The sequence below is a fragment of the Pseudonocardia sp. C8 genome, from assembly GCF_014267175.1.
Lineage (GTDB): Bacteria > Actinomycetota > Actinomycetes > Mycobacteriales > Pseudonocardiaceae > Pseudonocardia.
The window spans coordinates 171,419-194,680 of record NZ_JACMTR010000002.1; the positions used below are offsets into that span (position 1 = coordinate 171,419).

The 23,262-nt window shown below is 75.9% G+C and carries 23 protein-coding genes and 1 pseudogene; 20 read left to right on the plus strand and 4 right to left on the minus strand.

Annotation, left to right across the window (positions count from 1 at the left end):
- Positions 1-123 precede the first annotated feature (123 nt).
- The 13 genes and pseudogenes from H7X46_RS01480 (at position 124) to truA (ending at position 9,809) form a co-directional block, all read left to right on the plus strand.
- Positions 124-678, plus strand: a complete 555-nt coding sequence (locus tag H7X46_RS01480; protein ID WP_186357683.1) for an adenylate kinase — start codon at positions 124-126, stop codon at positions 676-678.
- 32 nt (positions 679-710) lie between these two features.
- Entirely contained in the window at positions 711-1,556 is an 846-nt protein-coding gene (gene map, locus H7X46_RS01485) for a type I methionyl aminopeptidase (protein ID WP_186357684.1), read from the plus strand.
- Positions 1,557-1,677: 121 nt separating this feature from the next.
- Positions 1,678-2,796 carry a Re/Si-specific NAD(P)(+) transhydrogenase subunit alpha gene (locus tag H7X46_RS01490; RefSeq protein ID WP_186357685.1) on the plus strand — a complete coding sequence of 373 codons (1,119 nt, stop codon included), beginning with the start codon at positions 1,678-1,680 and terminating at the stop codon, positions 2,794-2,796.
- A complete protein-coding gene (locus H7X46_RS01495; protein WP_186357686.1) occupies positions 2,796-3,128 on the plus strand; it encodes an NAD(P) transhydrogenase subunit alpha in 333 nt (110 codons plus the stop codon). Before H7X46_RS01490 ends, H7X46_RS01495 begins: the two co-directional genes overlap by 1 nt.
- 20 nt (positions 3,129-3,148) lie before the next feature.
- Positions 3,149-4,543 (plus strand): NAD(P)(+) transhydrogenase (Re/Si-specific) subunit beta, encoded by a 1,395-nt coding sequence (locus H7X46_RS01500; protein ID WP_370589043.1) that lies wholly within the window; start codon positions 3,149-3,151, stop codon positions 4,541-4,543.
- Positions 4,544-5,013: 470 nt separating this feature from the next.
- Positions 5,014-5,235, plus strand: a complete 222-nt coding sequence (gene infA / locus H7X46_RS01505) for a translation initiation factor IF-1 (protein ID WP_010228514.1) — start codon at positions 5,014-5,016, stop codon at positions 5,233-5,235.
- 31 nt (positions 5,236-5,266) lie between these two features.
- Positions 5,267-5,380: a 50S ribosomal protein L36 gene (rpmJ, locus tag H7X46_RS01510; RefSeq protein WP_020622917.1), complete on the plus strand. Its 114-nt coding sequence runs from the start codon at positions 5,267-5,269 to the stop codon at positions 5,378-5,380.
- Positions 5,381-5,592: 212 nt separating this feature from the next.
- On the plus strand, positions 5,593-5,973 hold the full coding sequence (gene rpsM, locus H7X46_RS01515) for a 30S ribosomal protein S13 (RefSeq protein WP_186357687.1): 381 nt from the start codon (positions 5,593-5,595) through the stop codon (positions 5,971-5,973).
- Positions 5,973-6,380 (plus strand): 30S ribosomal protein S11, encoded by a 408-nt coding sequence (rpsK, locus tag H7X46_RS01520; RefSeq protein WP_186357688.1) that lies wholly within the window; start codon positions 5,973-5,975, stop codon positions 6,378-6,380. Before rpsM ends, rpsK begins: the two co-directional genes overlap by 1 nt.
- Positions 6,381-6,396: 16 nt before the next feature.
- Positions 6,397-7,002, plus strand: a complete 606-nt coding sequence (gene rpsD / locus H7X46_RS01525; RefSeq protein ID WP_186357689.1) for a 30S ribosomal protein S4 — start codon at positions 6,397-6,399, stop codon at positions 7,000-7,002.
- Between the two features lie 121 nt (positions 7,003-7,123).
- Positions 7,124-8,173, plus strand: coding sequence for a DNA-directed RNA polymerase subunit alpha (locus H7X46_RS01530; protein WP_186357690.1), 1,050 nt, complete (start codon positions 7,124-7,126; stop codon positions 8,171-8,173).
- A gap of 2 nt (positions 8,174-8,175) precedes the next feature.
- A pseudogene (gene rplQ, locus H7X46_RS01535) lies at positions 8,176-8,733 on the plus strand (50S ribosomal protein L17); the annotation flags it as partial.
- A 233-nt stretch (positions 8,734-8,966) separates the two neighbouring features.
- Complete coding sequence (truA, locus tag H7X46_RS01540) at positions 8,967-9,809, plus strand: tRNA pseudouridine(38-40) synthase TruA (protein WP_370588557.1); 843 nt, start codon at positions 8,967-8,969, stop codon at positions 9,807-9,809.
- Between the two features lie 2 nt (positions 9,810-9,811).
- On the opposite strand, the gene H7X46_RS01545 is transcribed toward truA, so the two are convergent.
- Positions 9,812-10,264, minus strand: coding sequence for a hypothetical protein (locus H7X46_RS01545; RefSeq protein WP_186357692.1), 453 nt, complete (start codon positions 10,262-10,264; stop codon positions 9,812-9,814).
- Between the two features lie 62 nt (positions 10,265-10,326).
- Between H7X46_RS01545 and H7X46_RS01550 the strand changes: the two genes are divergently transcribed.
- The gene (locus tag H7X46_RS01550) at positions 10,327-10,770 is read left to right on the plus strand and encodes a nucleoside deaminase (protein ID WP_186357693.1); all 444 of its coding nucleotides are present in this window, start codon (positions 10,327-10,329) and stop codon (positions 10,768-10,770) included.
- Positions 10,771-10,826: 56 nt separating this feature from the next.
- On the opposite strand, the gene H7X46_RS01555 is transcribed toward H7X46_RS01550, so the two are convergent.
- Positions 10,827-11,288 carry a nuclear transport factor 2 family protein gene (locus H7X46_RS01555; protein ID WP_186357694.1) on the minus strand — a complete coding sequence of 154 codons (462 nt, stop codon included), beginning with the start codon at positions 11,286-11,288 and terminating at the stop codon, positions 10,827-10,829.
- A gap of 86 nt (positions 11,289-11,374) precedes the next feature.
- On the opposite strand from H7X46_RS01555, the gene H7X46_RS01560 reads away from it, so the two are divergent.
- On the plus strand, positions 11,375-11,941 hold the full coding sequence (locus H7X46_RS01560) for a TetR/AcrR family transcriptional regulator (RefSeq protein ID WP_186357695.1): 567 nt from the start codon (positions 11,375-11,377) through the stop codon (positions 11,939-11,941).
- 280 nt (positions 11,942-12,221) lie between these two features.
- A complete protein-coding gene (gene eccB / locus H7X46_RS01565; protein ID WP_186357696.1) occupies positions 12,222-13,613 on the plus strand; it encodes a type VII secretion protein EccB in 1,392 nt (463 codons plus the stop codon).
- A gap of 208 nt (positions 13,614-13,821) precedes the next feature.
- Here the strand turns inward: eccB and mycP are convergent, their stop codons facing one another.
- Positions 13,822-14,913, minus strand: coding sequence for a type VII secretion-associated serine protease mycosin (mycP, locus tag H7X46_RS01570; RefSeq protein ID WP_186357697.1), 1,092 nt, complete (start codon positions 14,911-14,913; stop codon positions 13,822-13,824).
- Positions 14,914-15,368: 455 nt separating this feature from the next.
- Positions 15,369-16,742: a type VII secretion integral membrane protein EccD gene (gene eccD, locus H7X46_RS01575; protein WP_186357698.1), complete on the minus strand. Its 1,374-nt coding sequence runs from the start codon at positions 16,740-16,742 to the stop codon at positions 15,369-15,371.
- Positions 16,743-16,863: 121 nt separating this feature from the next.
- On the opposite strand from eccD, the gene eccCa reads away from it, so the two are divergent.
- From eccCa to H7X46_RS01595, 4 genes are all read left to right on the plus strand, one after another.
- Positions 16,864-20,805: a type VII secretion protein EccCa gene (gene eccCa, locus H7X46_RS01580; RefSeq protein ID WP_370588558.1), complete on the plus strand. Its 3,942-nt coding sequence runs from the start codon at positions 16,864-16,866 to the stop codon at positions 20,803-20,805.
- Complete coding sequence (locus H7X46_RS01585; protein ID WP_186357700.1) at positions 20,802-22,175, plus strand: type VII secretion-associated protein; 1,374 nt, start codon at positions 20,802-20,804, stop codon at positions 22,173-22,175. The genes eccCa and H7X46_RS01585 overlap by 4 nt, the downstream gene beginning before the upstream one ends.
- Positions 22,176-22,457: 282 nt before the next feature.
- Complete coding sequence (locus H7X46_RS01590; protein WP_186357701.1) at positions 22,458-22,769, plus strand: WXG100 family type VII secretion target; 312 nt, start codon at positions 22,458-22,460, stop codon at positions 22,767-22,769.
- A gap of 14 nt (positions 22,770-22,783) precedes the next feature.
- Positions 22,784-23,077: a WXG100 family type VII secretion target gene (locus tag H7X46_RS01595; protein ID WP_186357702.1), complete on the plus strand. Its 294-nt coding sequence runs from the start codon at positions 22,784-22,786 to the stop codon at positions 23,075-23,077.
- Positions 23,078-23,262: the final 185 nt, after the last annotated feature.

Sequence of the window (23,262 nt, forward strand, 5' to 3'; positions counted from 1 at the left end):
GTCACTTCCAGCGTGGCCGTGCGGGAACCCCGGTCGGGGCCCCGGCCTCGATGCGGTGCCGGCGGCGCCGTGCGCCGGTAACGCCGCCGGCGTGGAGCAGACGAATTTCAGGAGGTCGGGTTCGTGCGACTCGTTCTGGTGGGACCGCCCGGTGCTGGCAAGGGGACTCAGGCTGAGCAGATGGCCAAGCGGCTGGACGTCCCGCACATCTCGACGGGCGACCTGTTCCGCGCGAACCTGCGCGACGAGACCGAGCTCGGTCTCGAGGCCAAGCGCTACATGGACGCCGGGAACCTCGTCCCGGACGAGGTGACCGTCGGCATGGTGCGCGACCGGCTGCGCGAGCCCGACACGGAGAAGGGCTTCATCCTCGACGGCTTCCCGCGGACCACGGCGCAGGCGGCCGCGCTGGGCGACATCCTCGACGCGCAGGGGCTGGGGCTCGACGCCGTCGTCCAGTTCGAGATCGACGACGAGGAGGTCGTGCAGCGGCTGCTCGGACGCGGCCGCAGCGACGACAACGAGGACACCATCCGCAACCGGCAGCGCGTGTACCGCGAGGAGACCGCGCCGCTGCTGGACTACTACCGCGACCGGCTGGTCACGATCGACGCCGTCGGTGAGATCGAGGAGATCACCGAGCGGGTCTTCTCGGCGCTGCAGACCCGCAGCGCCTGAGGCCCGGCCGGCGAGGAACCGAGGGAACGCGCATGAACGGTCGGGGCGGCCTGCGTGGCGCCATCGCCCGGTACCGGGGCCGGGACATCGAGCTCAAGACGACCCGCCAGCTCCAGGCGATGCGGGAGGCGGGTGCGCTGGTGGCGGCGACCCTCGCCGCCGTCACCGAGCACGCCAAGCCGGGCGTGAGCACCGCCGAGCTGGACGCCGTGGCGGAGCAGACCATCCGGGACGGCGGCGGTGTCCCCTCGTTCCTCGGCTACCACGGATTCCCGGCGAGCATCTGCGCGTCGGTGAACTCCCAGATCGTGCACGGCATCCCCTCGCGGGAACAGGTGCTCGCCGACGGCGACCTGCTGTCGGTGGACTGCGGCGCCATCCTCGACGGCTGGCACGGCGACTCCGCGGTCACCATCGCGGTCGGTGACGTGCCGCCGGCCGACCTCGCGCTCTCCGCGGCCTGCCGGTCGGCGCTGGAGGCCGGGATCCGCGCCGTGCAGGCGGATGCGCGGCTGACCGACGTGTCGTACGCGATCCAGGAGGCCTGCCGGGCGGCCGCCGAGGCCGACCGGGCCGACTACGGGATCGTCGCCGACTACGGCGGGCACGGCATCGGGACGTCGATGCACATGGACCCGTTCCTGCCGAACCACGGCGAGCCGGGCAAGGGGCCGCGGCTCCGGCCCGGGATGGCGCTCGCCGTCGAGCCGATGCTGGTGGCAGGCGATCCGGAGACGGTCGAGCTGGACGACGGGTGGACGGTCGTCACGGCGTCCGGCGGCCGCGCCGTGCACTGGGAGCACACCGTCGCCGTCACCGAGGACGGGCCCTGGCTGCTGACCGCGCCCGCGGGCGCACCGGACCGCCCCGGAGCCTGAGCGGGCCCGGGTTCAGGATCGATTCAGCACGGGGCGGGTGATCGGTAAAGGGCTACACTGAGGGGTAGTTCCGATCACGTCTCGGGGCCACCGTCCGCCGCCGGTGGTCTAGGTTCCCCGCATGAACGAACAGGCCGAGCGGGACGGCCCGCAGCGGACGGTCACCGTCGGGGTGCCGAAGGAGACCAGGGAGGGTGAGCGCCGGGTGGCGCTCGTCCCCAAGGTCATCGGCAAGCTCTCCGGTCGCGGCGCCCAGGTCGTGGTGGAGGCCGGAGCGGGTGCCGGGGCGCTGATCCCGGACGACGAGTACACCCAGGCCGGGGCGGAGATCGGCGACGCGTGGGCCGCCGACGTGGTGGCGGTGGTGAACCCGCCGACCGACGAGCAGATCGGCAGGCTCCGTTCCGGTCAGGTGCTGATCGGGTTCCTCTCGCCGCTGACCAACCCGGAGACCGTGCAGAAGCTGCGCGACGCCGGCGTGACGGCGTTCGCGATGGAGTCGATCCCGCGGATCTCCCGGGCACAGAGCATGGACGCGCTGTCGTCGCAGGCCAACGTCGCCGGCTACAAGGCCGTGCTGTCCGCGGCCGAGCACTCGACCCGGTTCTTCCCGATGCTGACCACGGCGGCCGGCACGGTGAAGCCGGCGACCGCGCTGGTGCTCGGGGTGGGCGTCGCCGGCCTGCAGGCGCTGGCGACCGCGAAGCGGCTCGGTGCCCGCACCACCGGCTACGACGTGCGGCCCGAGGTCGCCGACCAGGTCCGGTCGCTGGGCGCGCAGTGGCTCGACCTCGGCATCGACGCCGCCGGTGAGGGCGGCTACGCCCGCGAGCTCACCGAGGACGAGCGCCGCCAGCAGCAGGAGGCCCTCGAGAAGGCCATCACCGGGTTCGACGTGGTGATCACGACCGCGCTCGTGCCCGGCCGGACGGCGCCGCGGCTGGTGAGCGCGGCCGCCGTCGAGGGCATGCGGCCGGGCAGCGTCATCGTCGACCTGGCCGGAGAGGCCGGTGGCAACTGCGAGCTCACCGAGCCGGGGCAGACCGTGGTCCGGCACGACGTGACGATCGTGTCCCCGCTGAACCTGCCCGCGGCGATGCCCGAGCACGCCTCCGAGCTCTACGCCCGCAACGTCACCGCGCTGCTCGAGCTGATGCTCGCCGACGGCGAGCTGTCCCCGGACTTCTCCGACGAGGTACTGGCCCGCTCGTGCGTCACGCGTGAGGAGGAGGGTTCCTGATGGACTCCGGACTGCTGGCGAACATCGCCATCCTGGTGCTGGCGGGCTTCGTCGGATTCGCCGTCATCTCGAAGGTCCCGAACACGCTGCACACGCCGCTGATGTCGGGCACCAACGCCATCCACGGGATCGTGCTGCTGGGCGCGATCGTCGTCCTCGGCCGCGAGGAGGTCGGCGTCGTCGACGCGATCATCCTGGTGGTCGCGATCGCCTTCGGCGTCATCAACGTCGTCGGCGGGTTCCTGGTCACCGACCGGATGCTCGGCATGTTCAAGGGCAAGAAGCCCGGCAAGGCCGTGGCCGGTGCCGAGAAGGACGGGAGCGGCTCGTGAACCTGGCTGCCACGGAGACCATGGCGACCGGCCCGCTGGCCGTGATCGTCCCGATCCTCTACATCATCGCGTTCGCCCTGTTCATCTACGGCCTGTCCGGGCTGACCGGGCCCAAGACCGCGGTCCGCGGCAACTGGATCGCCGCCACCGGCATGGGGATCGCCGTCGTCGCGACGCTGTTGCTGGTGCAGGCGAACTGGATCCTGATCATCGTCGGCCTGGTGGTCGGCACGCTGCTCGGCGTCCCGTCCGCGCGGAACGTCAAGATGACCCAGATGCCGCAGATGGTGGCGCTGTTCAACGGCGTCGGCGGTGGCGCCGTCGCGCTCATCGCCTGGGCGGAGTTCCGCAACACCGACGGCTTCGTCGACACCGCCGTCTACGTCGTCATCGCCTCGCTGTTCGCCGCGATCGTCGGCTCGATCTCCTTCTGGGGCTCGCTGATCGCCTTCGGCAAGCTGCAGGAGATCCTGCCCGGCCGGCCGATCGGCGTGGGCAAGGCCCAGCAGCCGCTCAACATCCTGCTGCTGCTGCTCGCGGTCGCCGCGGCGGTGGTGGCGGGCCTCGGCGGCGCCGCCGAGATCTGGATCATCGCGGTGCTGCTGATCGCCGCGGTCGTCGGCGTGCTGGTCGTGCTGCCGATCGGCGGCGCGGACATGCCGGTCGTCATCTCGCTGCTCAACGCCATGACCGGGCTGTCGGCCGCGGCGGCCGGCCTCGCGCTGGACAACACCGCGATGATCGTGGCGGGCATGATCGTCGGTGCGTCCGGTTCGATCCTGACCAACCAGATGGCCGTCGCGATGAACCGGACCATCCCGGCGATCGTGGCCGGCGGGTTCGGCGGGACGCAGGCCGCGGCCGCCGACGACGGCGTCGAGCGGACCGTCAAGGCCACCTCCGCCGCGGACGCCGCGATCCAGATGGCGTACGCGTCGCAGGTCATCGTCGTCCCCGGGTACGGCATGGCCGTCGCCCAGGCCCAGCACGCGGTCAAGGAGATGGCCGAGCTGCTGGAGAGCAAGGGCGTGGAGGTGAAGTACGCCATCCACCCCGTGGCGGGCCGGATGCCGGGCCACATGAACGTCCTGCTCGCCGAGGCCGACGTCCCCTACGACGCCCTCAAGGAGATGGACGACATCAACGGCGAGTTCTCCCGCACCGACGTGACGCTGGTGATCGGGGCGAACGACGTCACCAACCCGGCGGCGCGCAACGACCCGTCCAGCCCGATCCACGGGATGCCGATCCTCAACGTCGACGAGTCCCGCAACGTCATCGTGCTGAAGCGCTCGATGGGATCCGGGTTCGCCGGGATCGACAACCCGCTGTTCTTCGCCGACAACACCTCGATGCTGTTCGGCGACGCGAAGTCGTCGGTGAGCGAGGTGACGGAGGAGCTCAAGGGGCTCTGAGGCCCGGCGGTCGAGGGCCGAAGCAACGGCACTGAGGCCCGGCGGTCGAGGGCCGAAGCAACGGCACTGAGGCCCGGCGGTCGAGGGCCGAAGCAACGGCACTGAGGCCTCCCCGCCACCCACCCGTCCGGCGCCGTCCCCACCCCGGGGGCGGCGCCGGACGCCGTCCGGCGCCGCGCCGGTACTGGTCCCGGCGGCGTCCCGTTCGGTACCGTCGGTGGCGTTGCGGGCGCGGTCCCGCGTGCGGACGCCCACCGCGGCCCCGGACGTCCGGGCGGGCCGAGGCGTCCGCAGACCCCGCGTGCACCCGTTCCGGGTGACCTCCGTACACTGGACAGCCGGTGCGCTCTATGACGCCGGCTCCGTCGTGTTTCCACACCCCGGTCCGGGCCCGTCCGTGCGCACCGTGCCGTCCCCCGGCTCCGGTCGGTGGGCGGAGCAACCGACACCTGTCACGGATAGCGGAGGACATGGCCAAGAAGGACGGGGCGATCGAGGTCGAGGGCCGGGTCGTCGAACCCCTGCCGAACGCGATGTTCCGGGTGGAGCTGGAGAACGGTCACCGGGTTCTCGCGCACATCAGCGGGAAGATGCGCCAGCACTACATCCGGATCCTTCCGGAGGACCGGGTGGTCGTCGAGCTGTCGCCCTACGACCTCAGCCGCGGCCGCATCGTCTACCGCTACAAGTGACGCACGCCAACAACGGACAGAGGCAGACGACGTGAAGGTCAAGCCGAGCGTCAAGAAGATCTGCGACAAGTGCCAGGTGATCCGCCGCCACGGCCGGATCATCGTGATCTGCTCGAACCTGCGCCACAAGCAGCGCCAGGGCTGAGCGGACCCGCGGCACGGGTCGCGATCCTCGGATCGCGCACGTGAGAAGCCCCCGGTGTACCTGCCGGGCCACGAGGGCCCGGTAGCACCCCCGGAACCAGGCCGGGGCCCGGTAAGAGCAGCGCCAGCGGAACGACAGTCAGCGCAGCGCAGCGGCGGAACGGGACGGACACCGGGAAGACCTGGAACGACACGAACAGGAGACCACGCCGCATGGCACGTGTTGCCGGCGTCGACCTCCCCCGCGAGAAGCGGATGGAGATCGCGCTCACCTATATCTTCGGGGTCGGACGGGCCCGGTCGAAGGAGATCCTCGAGGCCACGGCGATCAGCCTTGACCTCCGGTCGAAGGACCTGACCGACGAGGACGTGACCAAGCTCCGCGACTACATCGAGGAGCACCTGCAGGTCGAGGGTGACCTGCGCCGTGAGATCCAGGCGGACATCCGCCGCAAGATCGAGATCGGCTCGTACCAGGGCATCCGTCACCGCCGGGGTCTGCCGGTCCGTGGCCAGCGCACGAAGACCAACGCGCGCGGCCGCAAGGGGCCGAAGAAGACCGTGGCCGGCAAGAAGAAGGCAGGTAAGAAGTAATGCCGCCCCGCGCACGCCAGGGCACCGCGCCCAAGAAGGTCCGCCGCAGGGAGAAGAAGAACGTCTCCCACGGCCACGCCCACATCAAGAGCACGTTCAACAACACGATCGTGTCGATCACCGACCCGACCGGCGCCGTGATCGCCTGGGCCTCGTCCGGGCACGTCGGCCTGAAGGGCTCCCGGAAGTCGACGCCGTTCGCCGCGCAGCTGGCCGCCGAGAACGCCGCCCGCAAGGCGGCCGAGCACGGCATGAAGAAGGTCGACGTCTTCGTGAAGGGCCCTGGCTCGGGCCGCGAGACCGCGATCCGCTCGCTGCAGGCCGCCGGCCTCGAGGTCGGCACCATTTCCGACGTCACCCCGCAGCCGCACAACGGTTGCCGTCCGCCCAAGCGGCGCCGGGTCTAGGGGGAGGAGTACAGACATGGCTCGCTACACCGGACCCATGACCCGCAAGTCGCGCCGGCTGAAGACCGACCTCGTCGGCGGCGACCAGGCGTTCGAGCGTCGTCCGTACCCGCCCGGCCAGCACGGCCGGATCCGGATCAAGGAGACCGAGTACCTGCTGCAGCTGCAGGAGAAGCAGAAGGCCCGCTTCGCCTACGGCCTGCAGGAGAAGCAGCTGCGCGCCTACTACGAGGAGGCGCACCGCCGGGAGGGCAAGACCGGCGACGAGCTGCTGCAGATCCTCGAGTCGCGGCTCGACAACGTCGTGTACCGCGCGGGCCTCGCCCGCACCCGGCGGATGGCCCGCCAGCTGGTGAACCACGGCCACTTCCTGGTCAACGGGAAGAAGGTCGACATCCCCAGCTACAAGGTGGGTCAGTACGACATCATCGACGTGCGGGACAAGTCGCGGAACATGGACCCGTTCGTCATCGCCAGGGAGACCCAGGGCGAGCGCCCGGTCCCGGCGTGGCTGCAGGTCGTCCCGTCGACGCTGCGCATCCTGGTCCACCAGCTGCCCGAGCGCGCTCAGATCGACACGCAGGTCACCGAGCAGCTCATCGTCGAGTTCTACTCGAAGTAGCTCGACACCCCGCCGCCCCGCAGGGAGGGGCGGCACGTCCGGCCCGCCAGGGCCGGCCATGGGGTACTGCCAGCTGCGGCATCAAATAGCGGTTGCCGCAGGTGCATTGGAGGCACACACCATGCTGATCTCTCAGCGACCCACCCTCACCGAGGACGTCGTCACCGAGACCCGGTCCCGGTTCGTCATCGAGCCGCTGGAGCCGGGCTTCGGCTACACCCTCGGCAACTCCCTGCGCCGGACGCTGCTGTCGTCCATCCCCGGTGCCGCCGTCACGTCCATCCGGATCGACGGCGTCCTGCACGAGTTCACCACCGTGCCGGGGGTCAAGGAGGACGTCACCGACATCATCCTGAACCTCAAGGAGCTCGTCGTGAGCTCCGAGGAGGACGAGCCGGTGACCATGTACCTGCGCAAGCAGGGCCCGGGCGCGGTCACCGCCGGCGACATCGTGCCGCCGGCCGGCGTCACCGTGCACAACCCGGACCTGCACATCGCCTCGCTGAACGACAAGGGCCGGCTCGAGGTCGAGCTCGTCGTCGAGCGGGGTCGCGGCTACGTCCCGGCGATGCAGAACAAGGCCACCGGTGCCGAGATCGGCCGGATCCCGGTCGACTCGATCTACTCGCCGGTGCTGAAGGTGACCTACAAGGTCGAGGCCACGCGAGTCGAGCAGCGCACCGACTTCGACAAGCTGGTCCTCGACGTCGAGTCGAAGCCGTCCATCACCCCGCGGGACGCGCTGGCCTCGGCCGGCAAGACCCTGGTCGAGCTGTTCGGCCTGGCCCGCGAGCTGAACGTGGACGCCGAGGGCATCGAGATCGGCCCCTCCCCGCAGGAGGCGGACACCATCGCGGCGTTCGCGATGCCGATCGAGGAGCTGGACCTCACGGTCCGGTCGTACAACTGCCTCAAGCGCGAGGGCATCCACACGGTCGGCGAGCTCGTCGGCCGCAGCGAGGCGGACCTGCTCGACATCCGCAACTTCGGCGCCAAGTCGATCGACGAGGTCAAGATGAAGCTCGTCGGCCTCGGCCTGGCCCTCAAGGACAGCCCGCCCGGGTTCGACCCGTCGGCGGCGGCGAGCGACTACGGTGCCGACGGCGGCGGGTTCGACCCCGACACCTTCGGTGACGACGGTCAGGACTACGCAGAAACGGAGCAGTTGTAGCCATGCCCCAGCCCACCAAGGGTGCCCGCCTCGGCGGGTCACCCGCGCACCAGCGGCTGATCCTGGCCAACCTGGCGACCTCGCTGTTCGAGCACGGCCGGATCACCACCACCGAGGCCAAGGCCCGGCGGCTGCGCCCGTACGCGGAGCGGCTGATCACCAAGGCCAAGGCCGGCGACCTGCACAACCGCCGCGAGATCATGAAGGTGATCCGCGACAAGTCGGTCGTGCACCGCCTGATCACCGAGATCGGCCCGTTCTTCGCGGACCGCAACGGTGGTTACACGCGGATCACCAAGACGATGCCGCGCAAGGGTGACAACGCCCCGATGGCGGTCATCGAGCTGGTCCAGCAGAAGACGGTCACCGACGAGGCGAACCGCGCCCGCCGCGCGGCCGCCTCGCAGGCCGCGACGGCCACGCCGGCCGCCGCCGAGGCCGAGCCGGAGGTCGCCGAGCCCACCGGGTCGGCGGACGCGGAGGAGACCACCACGGAGGCCACCGAGGCGCCGTACGGCGAGGGCAGCCACGCCCCGCTGGACGACCCGTCCCAGGCCCCGGAGGGCTTCGAGATCAAGGGCAACGCGGACTCGAAGCTCTACCACGTGCCCGGTTCGTCGCACTACGACCGGACCGTGCCCGAGGTCTGGTTCGCCTCCGAGGAGGCGGCCGAGGCCGCCGGCTTCTCGAAGCCGGCGTCCCAGCAGGAGTCCGGCTCCTGAGCCAGCCACACCGCGCCCCCGGGCCCGCCGTCCCCTCGGACGGCGGGCCCGGCGGCGTTTCCGAGGCAGGCGTGTCCGGGGCCGGCGGTTCCGCGGGATCGGTGCGGGTCCGGCTCGACATCGCCTACGACGGCACCGACTTCTCCGGGTGGGCCGCCCAGCCGACGAGGCGGACCGTCCAGGGCGTCCTCACCGAGGCCCTCTCGACCGTGCTGCGGACCCCGCTGCGGCTGACCGTCGCCGGGCGGACCGACGCCGGGGTGCACGCGTCCGGGCAGGTCGCGCACGTCGAGCTCCCCGAGTGGCTCGACCCGCAGGTCGACGACCTGCTCCGCCGGATCAACCGGTTCCTGCCGGCCGACGTGCGGGTCCGCGCCGTCACCCGGGTCCCGGACGCCTTCGACGCCCGGTTCTCCGCGCTGCGCCGGCACTACCGCTACCGGGTCACGACGGCGCCGTACGGGGCGGAGCCGCTGCGGGCCCGCGAGACCGTCGCGTGGCCGTACCCGCTGGACCCCGAGCCGATGAACGCGGCGTCCCGGCTGCTGCTCGGCGAGCACGACTTCGCCGCCTTCTGCAAGCGCCGCGAGGGCGCCACCACGGTGCGCGCGCTGCAACGGTTCGCGTGGGCGCCCGCACCCGGGGAGCCGGACGTGCTGGTCGCGTCGGTGTCCGCGGACGCGTTCTGCCACTCGATGGTCCGCAGCCTGGTCGGGGCCCTGCTCGAGGTGGGGCGCGGGCACCGGCCGGTGGGCTGGCCGGCGGGGCTGCTCGACCGGACGTCCCGGGCGTCGGAGGTGACGGTCGCGCCACCGCACGGCCTGTCCCTGACCGGGGTGGACTACCCGCCCGACGACGAGCTGGCCGCCCGCGCCGAGACGACCCGCCGGATCCGGAGCCCCGGGGTGTCCTGAGTTCAGCGTGCGGGCGGGACCTGGCCCCAGGCAGGGTGCGGCGGACCGGCCGGCCGGGTGTTCCGGGCGAGGGCCACCCCCAGCCACAGCAGCGAGCACAGCCAGCCCAGGGCGGCGAGCATGCCGAGCCCGTAGAGCACCTCGGGGACCGGCCCGTCGGCCCGGCCGAGCAGCACGAGGACCGGGGCGTGTGCGTCGACGTCGTCGAAGTCGGGCATGACCAGCCCGCCCAGCAGCAGGAAACCGGCGCAGGAGACGAACGGCGCCGCGACCGGACGCGGCAGCATCCTGCGCCGGGCGACGGCGATCGACAGCACCACCGGGACCAGCGGCAGCAGCACCCCGACGATCGTGAAGATCATGATGGCCAGGAACCAGCCCGGGGCGATCAGGCGGAGCCCGGCGAAGGCCGCCACGGTGCCGATCTGGAGGGCCACGTTCGTGCTCGTCCGCATGCCGGCGATCCTGGCGGGCGGTCGCGCCACCGGGAACCCGTACGACTACTAGGTTTCGCGGCATGGACCCGAGCTGGCTGGACGTGGCGGTGGCGGAGGCCCGGGCCGGGCTGGCGTCGGGCGGGATCCCGATCGGCGCCGCACTCGTCGGGCCGGACGGGGAGGTGCTCGGGCGCGGGCACAACCGCCGGGTCCAGGACGGCGACCCGTCCGCGCACGGCGAGACCGCCGCCTTCCGCGCCGCCGGCCGGCAGCGCGACTACCGGTCGACGACGATGGTCACCACGCTGTCGCCGTGCTGGTACTGCTCCGGGCTGATCCGGCAGTTCGGCATCGGTGCGGTGCTGATCGGGGAGGCCCGGACGTTCCACGGCGGGCACGGCTGGCTCGCCGAGCACGGGGTGCGGGTCACCGTGCTCGACGACGAGCGCTGCGTGGCGATGATGACCGCGTTCGTCGGCGAGCGCCCGGAGCTGTGGAACGAGGACATCGGGGTGGCGGAGTAGTCACTGCGGTGTCGTCGGTGCGGTGTCGTCGGTGCGGAGTCGTCACTGCGGAGTCGTCACTGCAGCGGGATGTCGAGCCCGTGCTCCTCCGCCGGCCGCGGCCCGTGGATCCGCCGCTCCGCTGCGGTGATCGGGACGTCGTTGATGCTCGCCTCGCGGCGGCGCATCAGCCCGCGGTCGTCGAACTCCCACAGCTCGTTGCCGTAGCTGCGCCAGTACTGCCCGGCCGCGTCGTGGCACTCGTACTGGAAGCGGACCGCGATCCGGTTCCCGCGGAACCCCCAGAGGCTCTTGCGGAGCGCGTAGTCCTGCTCGCGCTCCCACTTGGCGGTCAGGAAGGCGACGATCTCGTCCCGGCCGGTGAGGAACGTGTCCCGGTTGCGCCACACCGAATCCGGTGTGTAGGCGAGCGCCACCCGCTGCGGGTCGCGGGTGTTCCAGGCGTCCTCGGCGGCCTGGACCTTCCGTCGCGCGCTCTCCTCGTCGAACGGTGGGTACGGCGGGCGGTCGTCGGTCACGGCAGCGCTCCTCCCTGTCGAGAACGCTCGTTCTCGATGGTGCGCTACGCTAGAGAACGAGCGTTCTCGACGTCAAGGAGGAGCCCGTGCCCGCGCCGCTCACCGAGGACCGGATCGAGCAGGACCGGGAGCTGCTGCTCGCGACGGCCGAACGGCTCTTCTACGAGCACGGGATCGGGGCCGTCGGGATGGACCGCGTCCGCGCGGCCTCCGGCCTGCCGCTGAAGCGGATCTACCGGAGCGTGCCGGGCAAGGAGGCACTGGTGGCCGCGGTCCTGCGGCGCCGCGACGTCCGCTGGCGGGGCGACCTCGCCGCGGCGGTCGAGCGCGTCGCCGATCCGCGGGAGCGCGTGCTCGCCGTATTCGACTGGCTGGCCCGGTGGTTCGCCGAACCCGGGTTCCGCGGCTGCGCCTGGATCAACGCCTTCGGTGAGCTCGGGCCGTCCTCGGAGGCGGTCCGGGCCGAGGTGCGCGCCCACAAGCACGCGTTCGCCGAGCAGCTGCGGGGGTGGGTCAGGGCGGCCGGGTCGACCTGCGTGGAGCCGGTGTTCCTGCTGGCCGAGGGGGCGATGGTGACGGCCGCGGTGACGGGCAGCCCGGAACCGGCGCGGCAGGCACGCGAGGCCGTCGCGGTGCTGCTCGATCGGGGGTAGGGGCCGGTCGGCGTGGCGGGCCGTCGGTCGCGTTCCGCGGAACGTTCCTGCGCACCGGGAGGGGCGGCCCGGCCGCGTTCCGCGGAACGTCGTGTGGGGCCGGTCGGGGTTCCGCGGAACGTCCGGTCGTGCCGGGCCGCGTTCCGCGGAACGCACCGAGGCAGCGTCATCGGCGTACGGAACCCTGACCGCGTGGATCGCGCACCGGTCCGCTGAGTGGTTCTACGCACCGGGCCCCGTTCCCCGCCGGGCAGGTGTCCGGATGCCTACCGTCCGGGCGGTGCGTCCCGACCCCGCCCGCGCGCGCGTCCCGCGCGCCCCGGCGACCCGCGACCACGTCGACGCCTACCGGTTCGGCCTGCGCCGGCTGGAGGCCGCGCTCGTGCGGGCCGACCCGATCCCGCTGCACGAGCAGATCCGCTCCCAGCGCCGCGCGGTGTTCGCCGGGATCCTCGTCGGGCTGCTCGCGCTGGGCGTGGCCGCGCTGCTCGCCCGGGTCGCACCGGCGACCGACTGGCGCCACCAGGCGCTGGTGCGGGGCGAGCGCAGCGGCGTGCTGTACGCCGTCGCCGACGACCCGCTGCGACTCGTCCCGGTCGCGGACCCGGTCGCCGGGAGGCTGGTCCTCGCCGCGCTCGGCCGGGCCGACGGCGCCACGGCGACCCCGGCCACGGTCCCCGACCGGGAGCTCGCGGCGGCGCCGCGGACCCCGCCGGCCGCGGTACCCGGCGCGGTCGGCGTCGCGCTGGACGGTGTCCCGGTCCCCGCCGTGTGGGCGGTCTGCGACACCGCGGGGACGGCGACCGTCCTCGCCGGGGCACTCGGAACCACCCCGGACGGCCCCGGACCGGCGCTGCTCCTCACCGCCGAGGGCGGGGCGACCTACCTGGTGCACGACGGCCGCCGGCACCGCGTCGACCCGGCCGACCGCGACGTCCGGTCCGGGCTCGGCCTGTCGGGGGCGCCGGTCCGCCGGGTCGGCAACGGACTGCTGTCCGCGATCCCGGAGGGCCCGCCGCTGCGGGTGCCCGTGCCCGCACCCGGCGAGGTACCGGGGCTCGGGCGGGCCGGTGAGGTCGTCGTCAACCAGCCGCTCGGGGCGCCCGAGGCCTACTACGTGGTGGCCGACGGCGGCCTCGCGCCGGTCCCGGTGACGCTCGCGGACGCCGTCCTCTCGCGGACCGGGCAGGGACGTCCGGTGACCCTCCCGCAGGGCCGGGTCGCTGCCGCGCCCGTCACCGCCCTGCCCGGCGCCGACGCCTGGCCGGGCAGCCGGGTGGACGGCGGACCGCCCGGCCCGGTGCTGTGCCGGACCTGGCGGGACGGCCGGGGCGGGCTCGTCGCCGGCGACCGGCCGCCGGTCGCGCCCGGTGCCGTGCCGGTGACGCTCGCCGGCGCCGACGGCGCCGGTCCGGGGCTCGACGAGGTGGTGCTCCCGCCGTCCGGGCCCGGACCGCTGCGCGCCGGGTCGCCCGACACCGGTGCCGGCGGGGGCACCCGCTGGCTGCTGGCCGCGTCCGGGGCGCTGTACGGCGTCGCCGACGACCCGACCGCCGCGGCGCTCGGGATCGGGACGCCGGGCAACGCCCCCGCGGAGATCGTCCGGCTGCTCCCGCGGGCGGGGGTGCTGGACGTCGCCGCCGCGCGGGAGGTCGCGGACGTCCCCGGCTGATCCGTGGGGCCGGCGGCCGTCGCGTGCCCGCCCCGGATGTCGCCGGGCACGCAGGCCCGTGACGGTCGGCATCACGACCGCGACGTTCGCGTCCACCTCGGCGCCGGGGCGGGAGGCGGTGGTGCCGCTCCGCCCGGCGCCGGCGGGCTGCCCGGGTGCAGCGACCCGATGGTCCAGCGACCCGACGGGCGCGACCGCGGGCGCCCGGTCAGCGCTCGGAGCGGCGGCGCAGGCCCGCGAGCACCAGCACGAGCACCCCACCGGCGGCGGCAACCGCGCCGACCGCGGCGACCGCCGGAAGCTCCTCCGCGTGCGGCGGCGGGGCCGGCAGCGGCGCGCGGTCCGGGGCCGGGTCGCCGGCACCGGTGCGCGGGCCGTCGGACACCCCGCCCGCCACCCGGGATCCGGATCCGGGGACCAGCAGCAGCGGCTCCGCGGTGAGCGCGGCGACCGGATCGAGGACGCCGTCGCCGACCCGGTCGTCGCGGCCCGCGGCCGGGCGCCGGGCGGTGGCCCGCAGCCGGTCGGCGACCTGGCCCGCGCTGAGCATCGGGAAGCGCTCGCGCAGCAGCACGGCGGTCCCCGCCACGAGCGGCACGGCGTAGGACGTCCCGCTGACGACGGCGCCGCCCGGCCCGGCCGGTGCCGGCAGGTCGACACCCGGTGCGGCCAGGTCCACCCACGGTCCGGGGATCGAGAACGCCGCCGGGCGGTCGTTCCCGTCGACCGCGCCGACGGCCAGGACGCCGTCGTAGGACGCCGGCAGCGGCCGCAGCCCCGCAGCGCCCGTGCACGTCCCGGACGGGTCGAGGTTCCCGGCCGCGGCGACGACGAGGACGTCCGCCCGCGCGGCGGCCGCGACGGCGTCACGGAGCGCGGCGCCGGCGTCGTCGAGCCGGTCGGCCGGCACGCAGACGACCTCCGACACGTTGATCACCGAGGCGCCGAGCGCGACGGCCCGGGTGATCGCCGCGGCCAGCGTCCGGACCTCGCCCGCCGGGCGGTCGGCCCCGTCGTCGCCCCGGACGGTGAACCGGCCCGACGACTGGCGCAGCGACAGCAGCTGCGCCGCCGGGGCCATCCCGGCCCCGGCCCCGGTCGCGGGGTCGGCGGCTCCGGCGAGGAGGAGCGCGACACCGGTGCCGTGGCCGTCGCAGTCGTCGAGGCCGTCACCGCCGGCGAGGTAGTCCCCGCCGCCGCGCAGCCTGCCGGCCAGCCGCGGCACCGGCGCGACCCCGGTGTCGATCACCGCAACCAGCCGGCCGGCGCCGGTGGCGAGGTCCGCCGGGGGCCGCGGCACCGCACCGGTGGCCGCCCCCGGCCCGCCCGCGCCGGGTGGGCTGCAGGGACGGGTCCGGCGGAGACCGTCGGCGGGGCCGGGTGGGGCGGGCTCGGACCCGGGTGGTGACCAGGCGCTCCGCTGCTCGGGTCGCGCCGGGTCCACGACGGGTGCCGGTCGGTCGAGGGGCGCGGACCTCGCGGCCGGGGCCGCGGAGCGGGCGCCGGCCGGGCCCGTCCCGGGACCTGCAGGGCGTGCGCCGGGATCGGCCGGGAGCGCGCGAGGGGCGGCGGAGCGTGCGCGCAGCTCGGCGGGGTGGGCGGTGCGCGGCGGGCCCGCGTCCGCCACCGCACCCGGTGGGCCGGAGCCGGCAGCGGCAGGGCGAGCGGGCATCGCGGTCCCACCGGCGGCCGGGCATGCCAGCGCCACCGCGACGACCCCGGCGACGGCGGCCGCCACCGTCGCGCGCGGCCCCGTCACAGCCCGCGGACCAGGGCGAACACGCCCATCGCAGCGAGCGACACCGGGATCGCGGCCGCGGTGAGCACGAGCTCGGTGACGTCCAGCGCACGCCGGGCCGGCGGGGACGGGGTCGCCCGGGCCGCGGCCGCCCCGGCCGCCACGGCCAACAGCAGGCCCGCGGCGACACCGATCCGGACCGCCGGGGCGACCGCCAGCGCCGCCGGCACGGCCGCCGCCGCGACCGCGGCCACGGCGGTCCCGGCCAGTAGCCGCGCCGGGACCGGCTCCACGAGGGCCCGGGCGCGCAGGAGCAGCACCGCCGCCGTCGCCGCGAGCAGCAGCGCCCCGGGCGGTCCGCCGACCGCCGCCGCGACCGCCGACCCGCCCGCGGCCGGCAGCGCGGTGCCGGCGAGGGTGCCGGCGTGGAGCCCGCGGGCGAGCCGTGCCCGGGCGGCGAGCACGTCCGGGGGCAGGACGCGTTCGGCCCCGGGGAGGCCGTCCGCGTCGGCGGGGACGTCCGGGGCCGGTACACCGGCGAGCCGCAGCGCCAGCCGGGGCAGCACGGGCCCCGCCGCGAGCGCCGGCGCGGCGAGCCCGGCGGCGACCGCGCCCGGCGGGGCGTCGAGCAGCAGCCGGGCGAGCGCGGCCGCGGCCGTCCCGGTGCACGCCAGCGCGACGGCGAGCAGGGCCGGGCACACGGCGTGCCGGAGCGCCTGGCCGGCCGCCGCCACGAGCCCGGCGGCGGCCGCGGCCAGCAGCAGCGCGCCCGCCCCCGGTGGCCCGGGCAGGGCGAGGAGCCCCGCAGTCGCCGCAGCCGGCACCGCGCACAGGCCCGCACCCGCCGGCGCGTGACCGTCCACATGCGAGCGCCGGGTCACGATCAGCGCCACGACGGCGCCTGCGGCCGCGGTCGCCGCGGCCGCAGGGCGCAGCGGACCGTCCACCGTGGAGAGCACCGCGCAGGCGGCCGCCGTGACCACGACCGCGGCCGCCGGGCCCGCCCACCGGGCGTCCCCGGCGGCGGTGCCCGCCTCGCGGACGGCGTCCGCGACGGCCTCGGCGGCGTCGTCCCGCACAGGGGGAGCGGGCGCCGGGCCGGCCGGACCGAGGCGGAGCAGGTCGCCGTCGCGCACCCGGAGCTCGTGCAGCGTCGCGTCCGGCGGCAGCGGGCCACCGGCGGCCCCGGTGAACCGCCAGGCCTCCGGGACACCGGCCCGCGACGGCCGGCCGACCAGCTCGCGCACCATGGGGACCAGCTCGGCGACCGGGACGTCCGCGGGGAGCGCCAGGTCCACCCGGCCCCGCGGGGTGAGCACGGTGGACCGCACCCAGCGTCCGGAGTGCGGGTCGGCGGCAGGCACCGGCCGCGACGGCAGGACGGTCGTCATGGGCGGCTCCCGAGCACTTGTCCGAAACGGCCCCGGCACCCCGGGGCGGCTGCGAGTATTCGCCGGTCCCGGCGGTCGCCGCGGGCGTTCGGGAGAAGTCGTGATCGCCCGGGGAGGCGCGGTGGCGGGAACGGTCGGTGTGCGGCGCCCGCGGCGGACGGTGCCCGAGCTGCCCGGCGGGGAGCTGGTGCTGGAGCCGCCGCCCGAGCCCGAACGCCCGGTCCCGGGCGGTCTCGCCCAGCGGCTGCTCCCGCTGGTGATGATCGCCGGATCGCTGCTGTTCGTCGTGGTCGGCCGGGGTGACGCGAGCTCCTGGCTGTTCGGCGGGATGTTCGCACTGTCGGCGGTGGGCATGCTGGTGTCCGGCGGCGGGCGGGGCGCCGGCGCCCGCACCGCGGCGATGGACGAGGACCGCCGCGACTACCTGCGCTACCTCGGCGTCCTCGACCGGACGGCGGCGGAGATCGCCGACCGGCAGCGCCGGGCCCTCGAGACCGTGCACCCGGAACCCGGGGCCTGGCCGGAAGTGCTGGCCACCGGCCGGCTCTGGGAGCGCCGCCCCGATGACGACGACTTCGGCAGGCTCCGCGCAGGCCGTGGCCCGCAGCGGCTCGCGACCCGGCTCGTCGCCCCGCAGACCGGTCCACTCGAGACCCTCGAGCCGCTCTCCGCGCTCGCGTTGCGCCGCTTCCTCCGGCGCCGCTCCACGGTGGCGGACCTGCCGGTCGCGGTGGACGTCCGGGCGGCGGCGACGATCTGGCTCGAGCCCGACCCGGATGGCCGCCCGCCCGGCCCGGTGCCGGACCTGGCCCGCGCGATCGTCGCCCAGTACGTCCTGTGGCACGGACCGGACGACGCCCGGCTGGCCGTCGTCGCCCCCGGAGTCGCCGCGGCCCGGTGGGACTGGGCGAAGTGGCTGCCGCACGTCGAGCATCCCCGGCTCCGGGACGCCGTCGGGCCGGTCCGGATGATCACCGACGACCCCGACCGGGTGCGCCGGTGGTGGGTCGACGAGCCGTCGTCGGCCAGCCGGCACCTGCTCGTCGTGCTCGACGGCGCCGCCGACACGCCCGGGGCCTGGGCGGGCCTGCCCGGCGTGACCGTGCTGCGGCTCGGCCCGTCCGGCGGGCGGCGGCCCGCGGCGTCGGTGCTGCGGCTCGCCACCGGGACCGGTCCGGGCGGTTCCCGCACGCTGCGGCGCGGCGGACCGGGCGGCACCGGCATCGGGACCGCGGACGCCGTCACCGTCGCGGAGGCGCTGGCACTCGCCCGGCGGCTGGCGCGCTACCGGCCCGAGGGTGCCGCGGACGCCGACGCTCCGTCGACACCGGACACCCAGGGGTTGCCCGCACTCCTGGGCCTGTCCCGTGTGGACCCGGCGTCGGTCGTGGAGCTGCGCCGCCGCCGCGGACCGGCGGAACGGCTGCGGGTGCCGCTCGGCACCGATCCGGCCGGGCGTCCGGTGCTGCTGGACCTCAAGGAGTCCGCGCAGGGCGGGGCCGGGCCGCACGGCCTCTGCCTCGGGGCGACGGGTTCGGGCAAGTCGGAGCTGCTGCGGACGCTGGTGCTCGGGCTCGTCGCCACGCACGCCGCCGACGAGCTCAACCTCGTGCTCGTCGACTTCAAGGGTGGCGCGACGTTCCTGGGCCTGGCGGGGCTGCCGCACGTCTCCGCGGTGATCACCAACCTGGCCGAGGAGCTGACCCTGGTCGACCGGATGGCCGACGCGCTGGCCGGCGAGATCAACCGGCGGCAGGAGCTGCTGCGGGCGGCGGGGAACCTTGCGTCGGTCGACGCCTACGAGGCCGCCCGGCGGGCCGGGACGGTGCGGGAACCGCTGCCGTCGTTGCTGGTCGTGGTCGACGAGTTCTCCGAGCTGCTCGCGCGGCGCCCGGAGATGATCGACCTGATGGTCACCGTCGGCCGGCTCGGCCGGTCGCTGGGCATCCACCTGCTGCTCGCCTCCCAGCGGCTGGAGGAGGGGCGGCTGCGCGGGCTCGAGTCGCACCTGTCGTACCGGATCGCGCTGCGCACGTTCTCCGCCGCCGAGTCGCGTGCGGTGCTCGGCGTGCCCGACGCGCACCTGCTCCCGCCGACGCCCGGTGCCGCCTACCTGTCCGCGGGCACCGACGAGCTGGTGCGGTTCCGGGCGGCCTACGTCTCGGGGCCGGAGGGGCGGCCCGACGAGCGGCGGCGGGTGGCCACGCCGCGGCGGGTGCTGCCGTTCCGCGCGGGGCCGGTCGCGGAGCCGGGGCGGCCCCCCGGGGACGCGCCGGCCGGCGCGATGCGCCGGGGAGGACCGGCGCCCGGCCCCGCGCGCTCGGGCGGGCAGGCACCGCCGGGCGTCGACCACGGGGGCGGCCCGGTCACGGTGCTCGACCGGATCGTCGCCGCGGTCTCCGGCCCCGGGCCGCGGGCGCACCGGGTGTGGCTGCCGCCGCTGGCGGAGCCGCCCCCGCTGCCCACGGTGCTCGGCGACCCGGTGACGCGCGCGGGCCGCGGCCTGCAGGCGCCCGGCCCGGCCGGACGGCTCGCGGCGCCGATCGGCCTGGTCGACCGGCCGTACCTGCAGCGCCGGGACCCGCTGGTGGTGGACATGTCCGGGGCCGCAGGTCACCTCGCCGTCGTCGGCGGCCCGCGGTCGGGGAAGTCGACGGCGCTGCACACGCTCGTCCTCGCGCTGGCGCTGACCCACACGCCGGACGAGCTGGGCGTGCACGTCCTCGACCTGGGCGGCGGCGCGCTCGGGTCGCTCGCCGCCCTTCCGCACGTCGGCACCGTCGCCGGGCGCCGCCGTACCGATCTCGTGCGCCGGGTCGTCGCGGAGGCCGTGGCGGCCGTCGAGCACCGGGAGCAGCTGTTCGCCGCGCACGGGATCGCCGGGGTCGAGGAGTACCGGGCACGGCGGGCCGCGGGCGGGCTGTCCGGCGAGCCGTGCACCGACCTGCTGCTGGTGGTCGACGGGTATCCCGCGCTGCGGTCCGGGTTCGAGGACCTCGACGAGAAGCTGACGGTCCTCGCGTCGCGCGGGCTCGCCTACGGCGTGCACCTCGCCGTGTCCGCCGGGCGCTGGGCCGAGTTCCGGCCGGCGCTCGCCGACCAGCTGGGGAGCCGGCTCGAGCTGCGGCTCGGCGACCCCGCCGACTCGGTCGTGGACCGCCGCCGGGCCGCCGACGTGCCCGCCCGGCCCGGCCACGCCCTCGCCCCGGACGGTGCAGCCGCCGTGCTCGCCGCCCCGGCCCGGGCGTCCGGCGCCGACCTCGCCCCGGACGTCGCCGCGGCGTGGGCCGGGCCGGGGATGCCGGAGGCCCGCCTGCTCCCCGAGCGGATCACGGTCACGGAGCTGCCGCCGGGCCCCGGCCGCGGGCCCGCGCTCGGCGTCGACGAGGACCGGCTCGCGACCGTCGAGCTCGACCCCGACGAACCGCACCTGCTCTGCTTCGCCGACTCCGGCGGCGGCAAGACCAACCTGCTGCGGCTGCTGGCCCGGGGCATCGCTGCGCGGTGGACGCCCGACGAGGCTCGGATCGTCGTCGTCGACCACCGGCGGACACTGCTCGGCGGCGTCCCGGACACCCACCTGCTGGTCCATGCCGCGACCGCGCAGGCCGGCGCGGACGCCTGCGCGGAGATCGCCGGGTCGCTGGGCAGGCGGCTGCCCGGGCCGGACGTGACGCCCGAGCAGCTGCGCGAGCGGTCGTGGTGGAGCGGCCCGGACGTCTGGCTGCTGGTGGACGACTACGACATCGTCGTCCCGGCGGCCGGCAGCACGGGTGGGCACCCGCTGCTGCCGCTCACCGAGTTCCTCCCGCAGGCCCGCGACGTCGGCCTGCACGTGGTGGTCACCCGCCGGACCGGAGGGGCGGGGCGGGCGCTGTTCGACCCGGTACTCGGCCGGCTGCGTGAGCTCGGGGCGCCCGGGCTGGTCGGCTCCGGCAGCCCGGACGAGGGCGCCCTCCTGGAGAAGGTGAAGCCGGAGCCGATGCCGCCGGGCCGCGCCGTGCTGGTGGACCGGCGCGCCGGCGCGCGCCGGATGCAGCTGGCCTGGGCCGATCCGGGGTGACCGGGTTCGCGGTGGCGGTGCACACCGGTCCGTCGCGGGTGCTGCTCGCCGCGGCGGACGCCGGCGGGGTCCGGCTGCTGGCCGCCGCGCCACCGGGGACCGCGCCCGGCCGGGCCGTCGACGACTTCTTCGGTGACGAGCCGCCCGCCGTCGTCGTGCGGGTCGGGACGACGCCGGGCGGCGCGTTCCCCGGGGTGCCCCGGGTGATGGCGGTGCCGGTCGCGGTCGCCGTGCTCGCCGTCGGACCGCCACCACCGGCCGGGCCGGTGCTCGTGGTCGACGCGGGCACGGCCGGGACCGAGGTGGCGGTGGTCGACGACGGGATCGTCACCCGGGTGAGCCCCGGCGGCCGGGGAGGAGCGGCGAACCCGCGCAACGGCCGGGGAGCGGCGGCGAGCCCGGGCGGTGGCGGAGGGGTGGCCCGGGGCGACGTGCGGGACGTCGCGGTGCTCCGGGCGGTGGCGTGCCGGGCCGGGGCGGTCGAGGTCGTCGTGGCCGGGGAACGGGCCGCCGACGACCCGGGCTGGGTGGCCGCGGTGGCCGCGGCCGCACCCTGCCCGGTCCGGACCGCCGGGCCGCGGGCGGACGACGACCCGGCCGCCGTCCCCGGGGCGGGCGCGGACACCGCGGCGGTCCTCGGGGCGGCCCTGCTCGGCGCGGGCCTGCTCGCGCAGGTGAGCCGGAGCCCGGCAGCCACGGCCCGGTTCCGGGAATCGGGCGGCGGGCCGCCGGGTGACGGCTGCACCGTCCCGGGTGCTGCAGCCGGCCGTGGCGGGGCGGGGCACACCGGCCGCGGCGAGCCCGGGGACTCCGGCCGCGGCGAACCACCGGGCACCGACCGTCCGGGCCGGGGGCGGCTGCTCCTCCCCGCCGTCGCCGTGCTCGGGGCGGTGCTCGTCGCCGCCGGGCTGGCCCTCGGCGGCCCGGAACGGCCGGCGCCGGCCGAGGACGCGGTCGTCGTCCAGTACGGATACGCGGCCGCCCTGCCCGCCGGCTGGGAGCACACCGGCGGCGATCCGGGCCGGCGCCGCGTCCTGCTCACCCCGGTGGGCCGGCCGGACGGGGCCGACCTGATCGTCGTCGAGCGCAGCCCGCTGCCGTACGACGCCGCCCGCGAACCCATCCGGCTCCGGCGTGAGCTGGCGGCACTGCTGGCCGGCGAGGCCGGTGTCACGCCACCTGCACCGGTCGTCGTCGCCGGCCGGACGGTCCTCGGCTACACCCAGCGGCCCGGTGACGGCACGGTCGTCGACTGGCACGTCCTGCCGGAGGCCCCGGACCAGCTCGTCGTCGGCTGCCGCCGGCCCGCGGGCGCGCCACCGGCCCCGGCCTGCGCCGCGGTCGTCGGATCGGTGCGCCCGGCACCCTAGGACCCGACCGGTGCCCGGCCCGGCGCGTCGCACCTCTCTCCCAGCAGACGCTCACGCAACCGGGCGCTGCTCGCGCAACCGGGTGAGCGTCTGCCGGGTTCGGTGAGCGTCTGCCGGCGGCACGGCGGTGGCGGGCGTGGCGGGCGGCGTTCGCGGGCGTGAACGCCGCCGTGCGTACGGCCGTGCCGGGGCGGCCCGCCTGCAACCGTGCCCCGGCCGGGGACGGAGGTCCCCGGAACCGGGCGGGCGACCGCCCGGGTCGCACCGGGATGGGGTGAGCGCATGGCCGAGGGGTTCGGCACGACGACACAGGAGATGGCCCTGGCCGCGGGCCGGGTCCGGGAGGTGAGCGCCGCGGTCAACGGCGAGCTGGGCGGCCTGCGGTCGCGGCTGGAGGCGACCCGCGGCCAGTGGGTGGGGGCCGCGGCCACGGCGTTCACCGCGCTGATGGCCGAGTGGGACGCCGAGGCGAAGCGGCTCAACGCCGCGCTCGCCGACATCGCCGAGCAGCTGGGCGGGACGGCCACGGCCTACCAGCAGGTCGAGGACGCCAACGCGCGGAACGTCTCCGCCATCACGTCGGCGCTGGGCTGAGGAGGGGACCACCGATGGGATCGGAGATCAAGGTCACGTTCGCCGCGATCGAGCAGGCCGCCGTCGACATCGACGCGGCCCGGGCGCGGATCACCGGGCAGCTCGGGGACCTCCGGCGCCACCTCGGCCCGGTCGTGGCGAGCTGGACGGGGGACGCGGCCGACCGGTATCACGAGGCCCAGCAGCGCTGGGACCGCTCCGCGGCCGAGCTGACCGAGACGCTCCAGAGGATCAAGGGCCTGGTCCTCGGGGCGGGGGAGGGGTACCGGTCGGTCGAGGCGGCCAACGCCCGCCGGTTCACGGTCTGACCGCGCCCGGGAGCGGTTCGCCGACCCCCCGCGCCCGCTCCCGGGACCGCCGGGTACTCTTGACTCTCGTTGTGCAGCGGTGGAGACCCGCGGGCGCCGTCCGTCGTTCCTCGAGCAGGTGCGCGAGGCAGTGAGTCCGGCGGGTGAGCGTCCCTCCGGCGTCCACCAGCGGCACGCTGAGGAAC

What these genes read in the sequence shown, in the direction of transcription:
- rpsD (WP_186357689.1), top strand. Translation starts at nt 6,397, where the DNA reads ATGGCTCGCTACACCGGACCCATGACCCGCAAGTCGCGCCGGCTGAAG.
- H7X46_RS01490 (WP_186357685.1), top strand. Translation starts at nt 1,678, where the DNA reads ATGAACGAACAGGCCGAGCGGGACGGCCCGCAGCGGACGGTCACCGTC.
- H7X46_RS01595 (WP_186357702.1), top strand. Translation starts at nt 22,784, where the DNA reads ATGGGATCGGAGATCAAGGTCACGTTCGCCGCGATCGAGCAGGCCGCC.
- H7X46_RS01550 (WP_186357693.1), top strand. Translation starts at nt 10,327, where the DNA reads ATGGACCCGAGCTGGCTGGACGTGGCGGTGGCGGAGGCCCGGGCCGGG.
- H7X46_RS01545 (WP_186357692.1), bottom strand. Translation starts at nt 10,264, where the DNA reads ATGCGGACGAGCACGAACGTGGCCCTCCAGATCGGCACCGTGGCGGCC.
- H7X46_RS01590 (WP_186357701.1), top strand. Translation starts at nt 22,458, where the DNA reads ATGGCCGAGGGGTTCGGCACGACGACACAGGAGATGGCCCTGGCCGCG.
- rpsM (WP_186357687.1), top strand. Translation starts at nt 5,593, where the DNA reads ATGGCACGTGTTGCCGGCGTCGACCTCCCCCGCGAGAAGCGGATGGAG.
- map (WP_186357684.1), top strand. Translation starts at nt 711, where the DNA reads ATGAACGGTCGGGGCGGCCTGCGTGGCGCCATCGCCCGGTACCGGGGC.
- rpsK (WP_186357688.1), top strand. Translation starts at nt 5,973, where the DNA reads ATGCCGCCCCGCGCACGCCAGGGCACCGCGCCCAAGAAGGTCCGCCGC.
- H7X46_RS01500 (WP_370589043.1), top strand. Translation starts at nt 3,149, where the DNA reads ATGGCGACCGGCCCGCTGGCCGTGATCGTCCCGATCCTCTACATCATC.
- H7X46_RS01495 (WP_186357686.1), top strand. Translation starts at nt 2,796, where the DNA reads ATGGACTCCGGACTGCTGGCGAACATCGCCATCCTGGTGCTGGCGGGC.
- infA (WP_010228514.1), top strand. Translation starts at nt 5,014, where the DNA reads ATGGCCAAGAAGGACGGGGCGATCGAGGTCGAGGGCCGGGTCGTCGAA.
- H7X46_RS01530 (WP_186357690.1), top strand. Translation starts at nt 7,124, where the DNA reads ATGCTGATCTCTCAGCGACCCACCCTCACCGAGGACGTCGTCACCGAG.
- eccD (WP_186357698.1), bottom strand. Translation starts at nt 16,742, where the DNA reads ATGACGACCGTCCTGCCGTCGCGGCCGGTGCCTGCCGCCGACCCGCAC.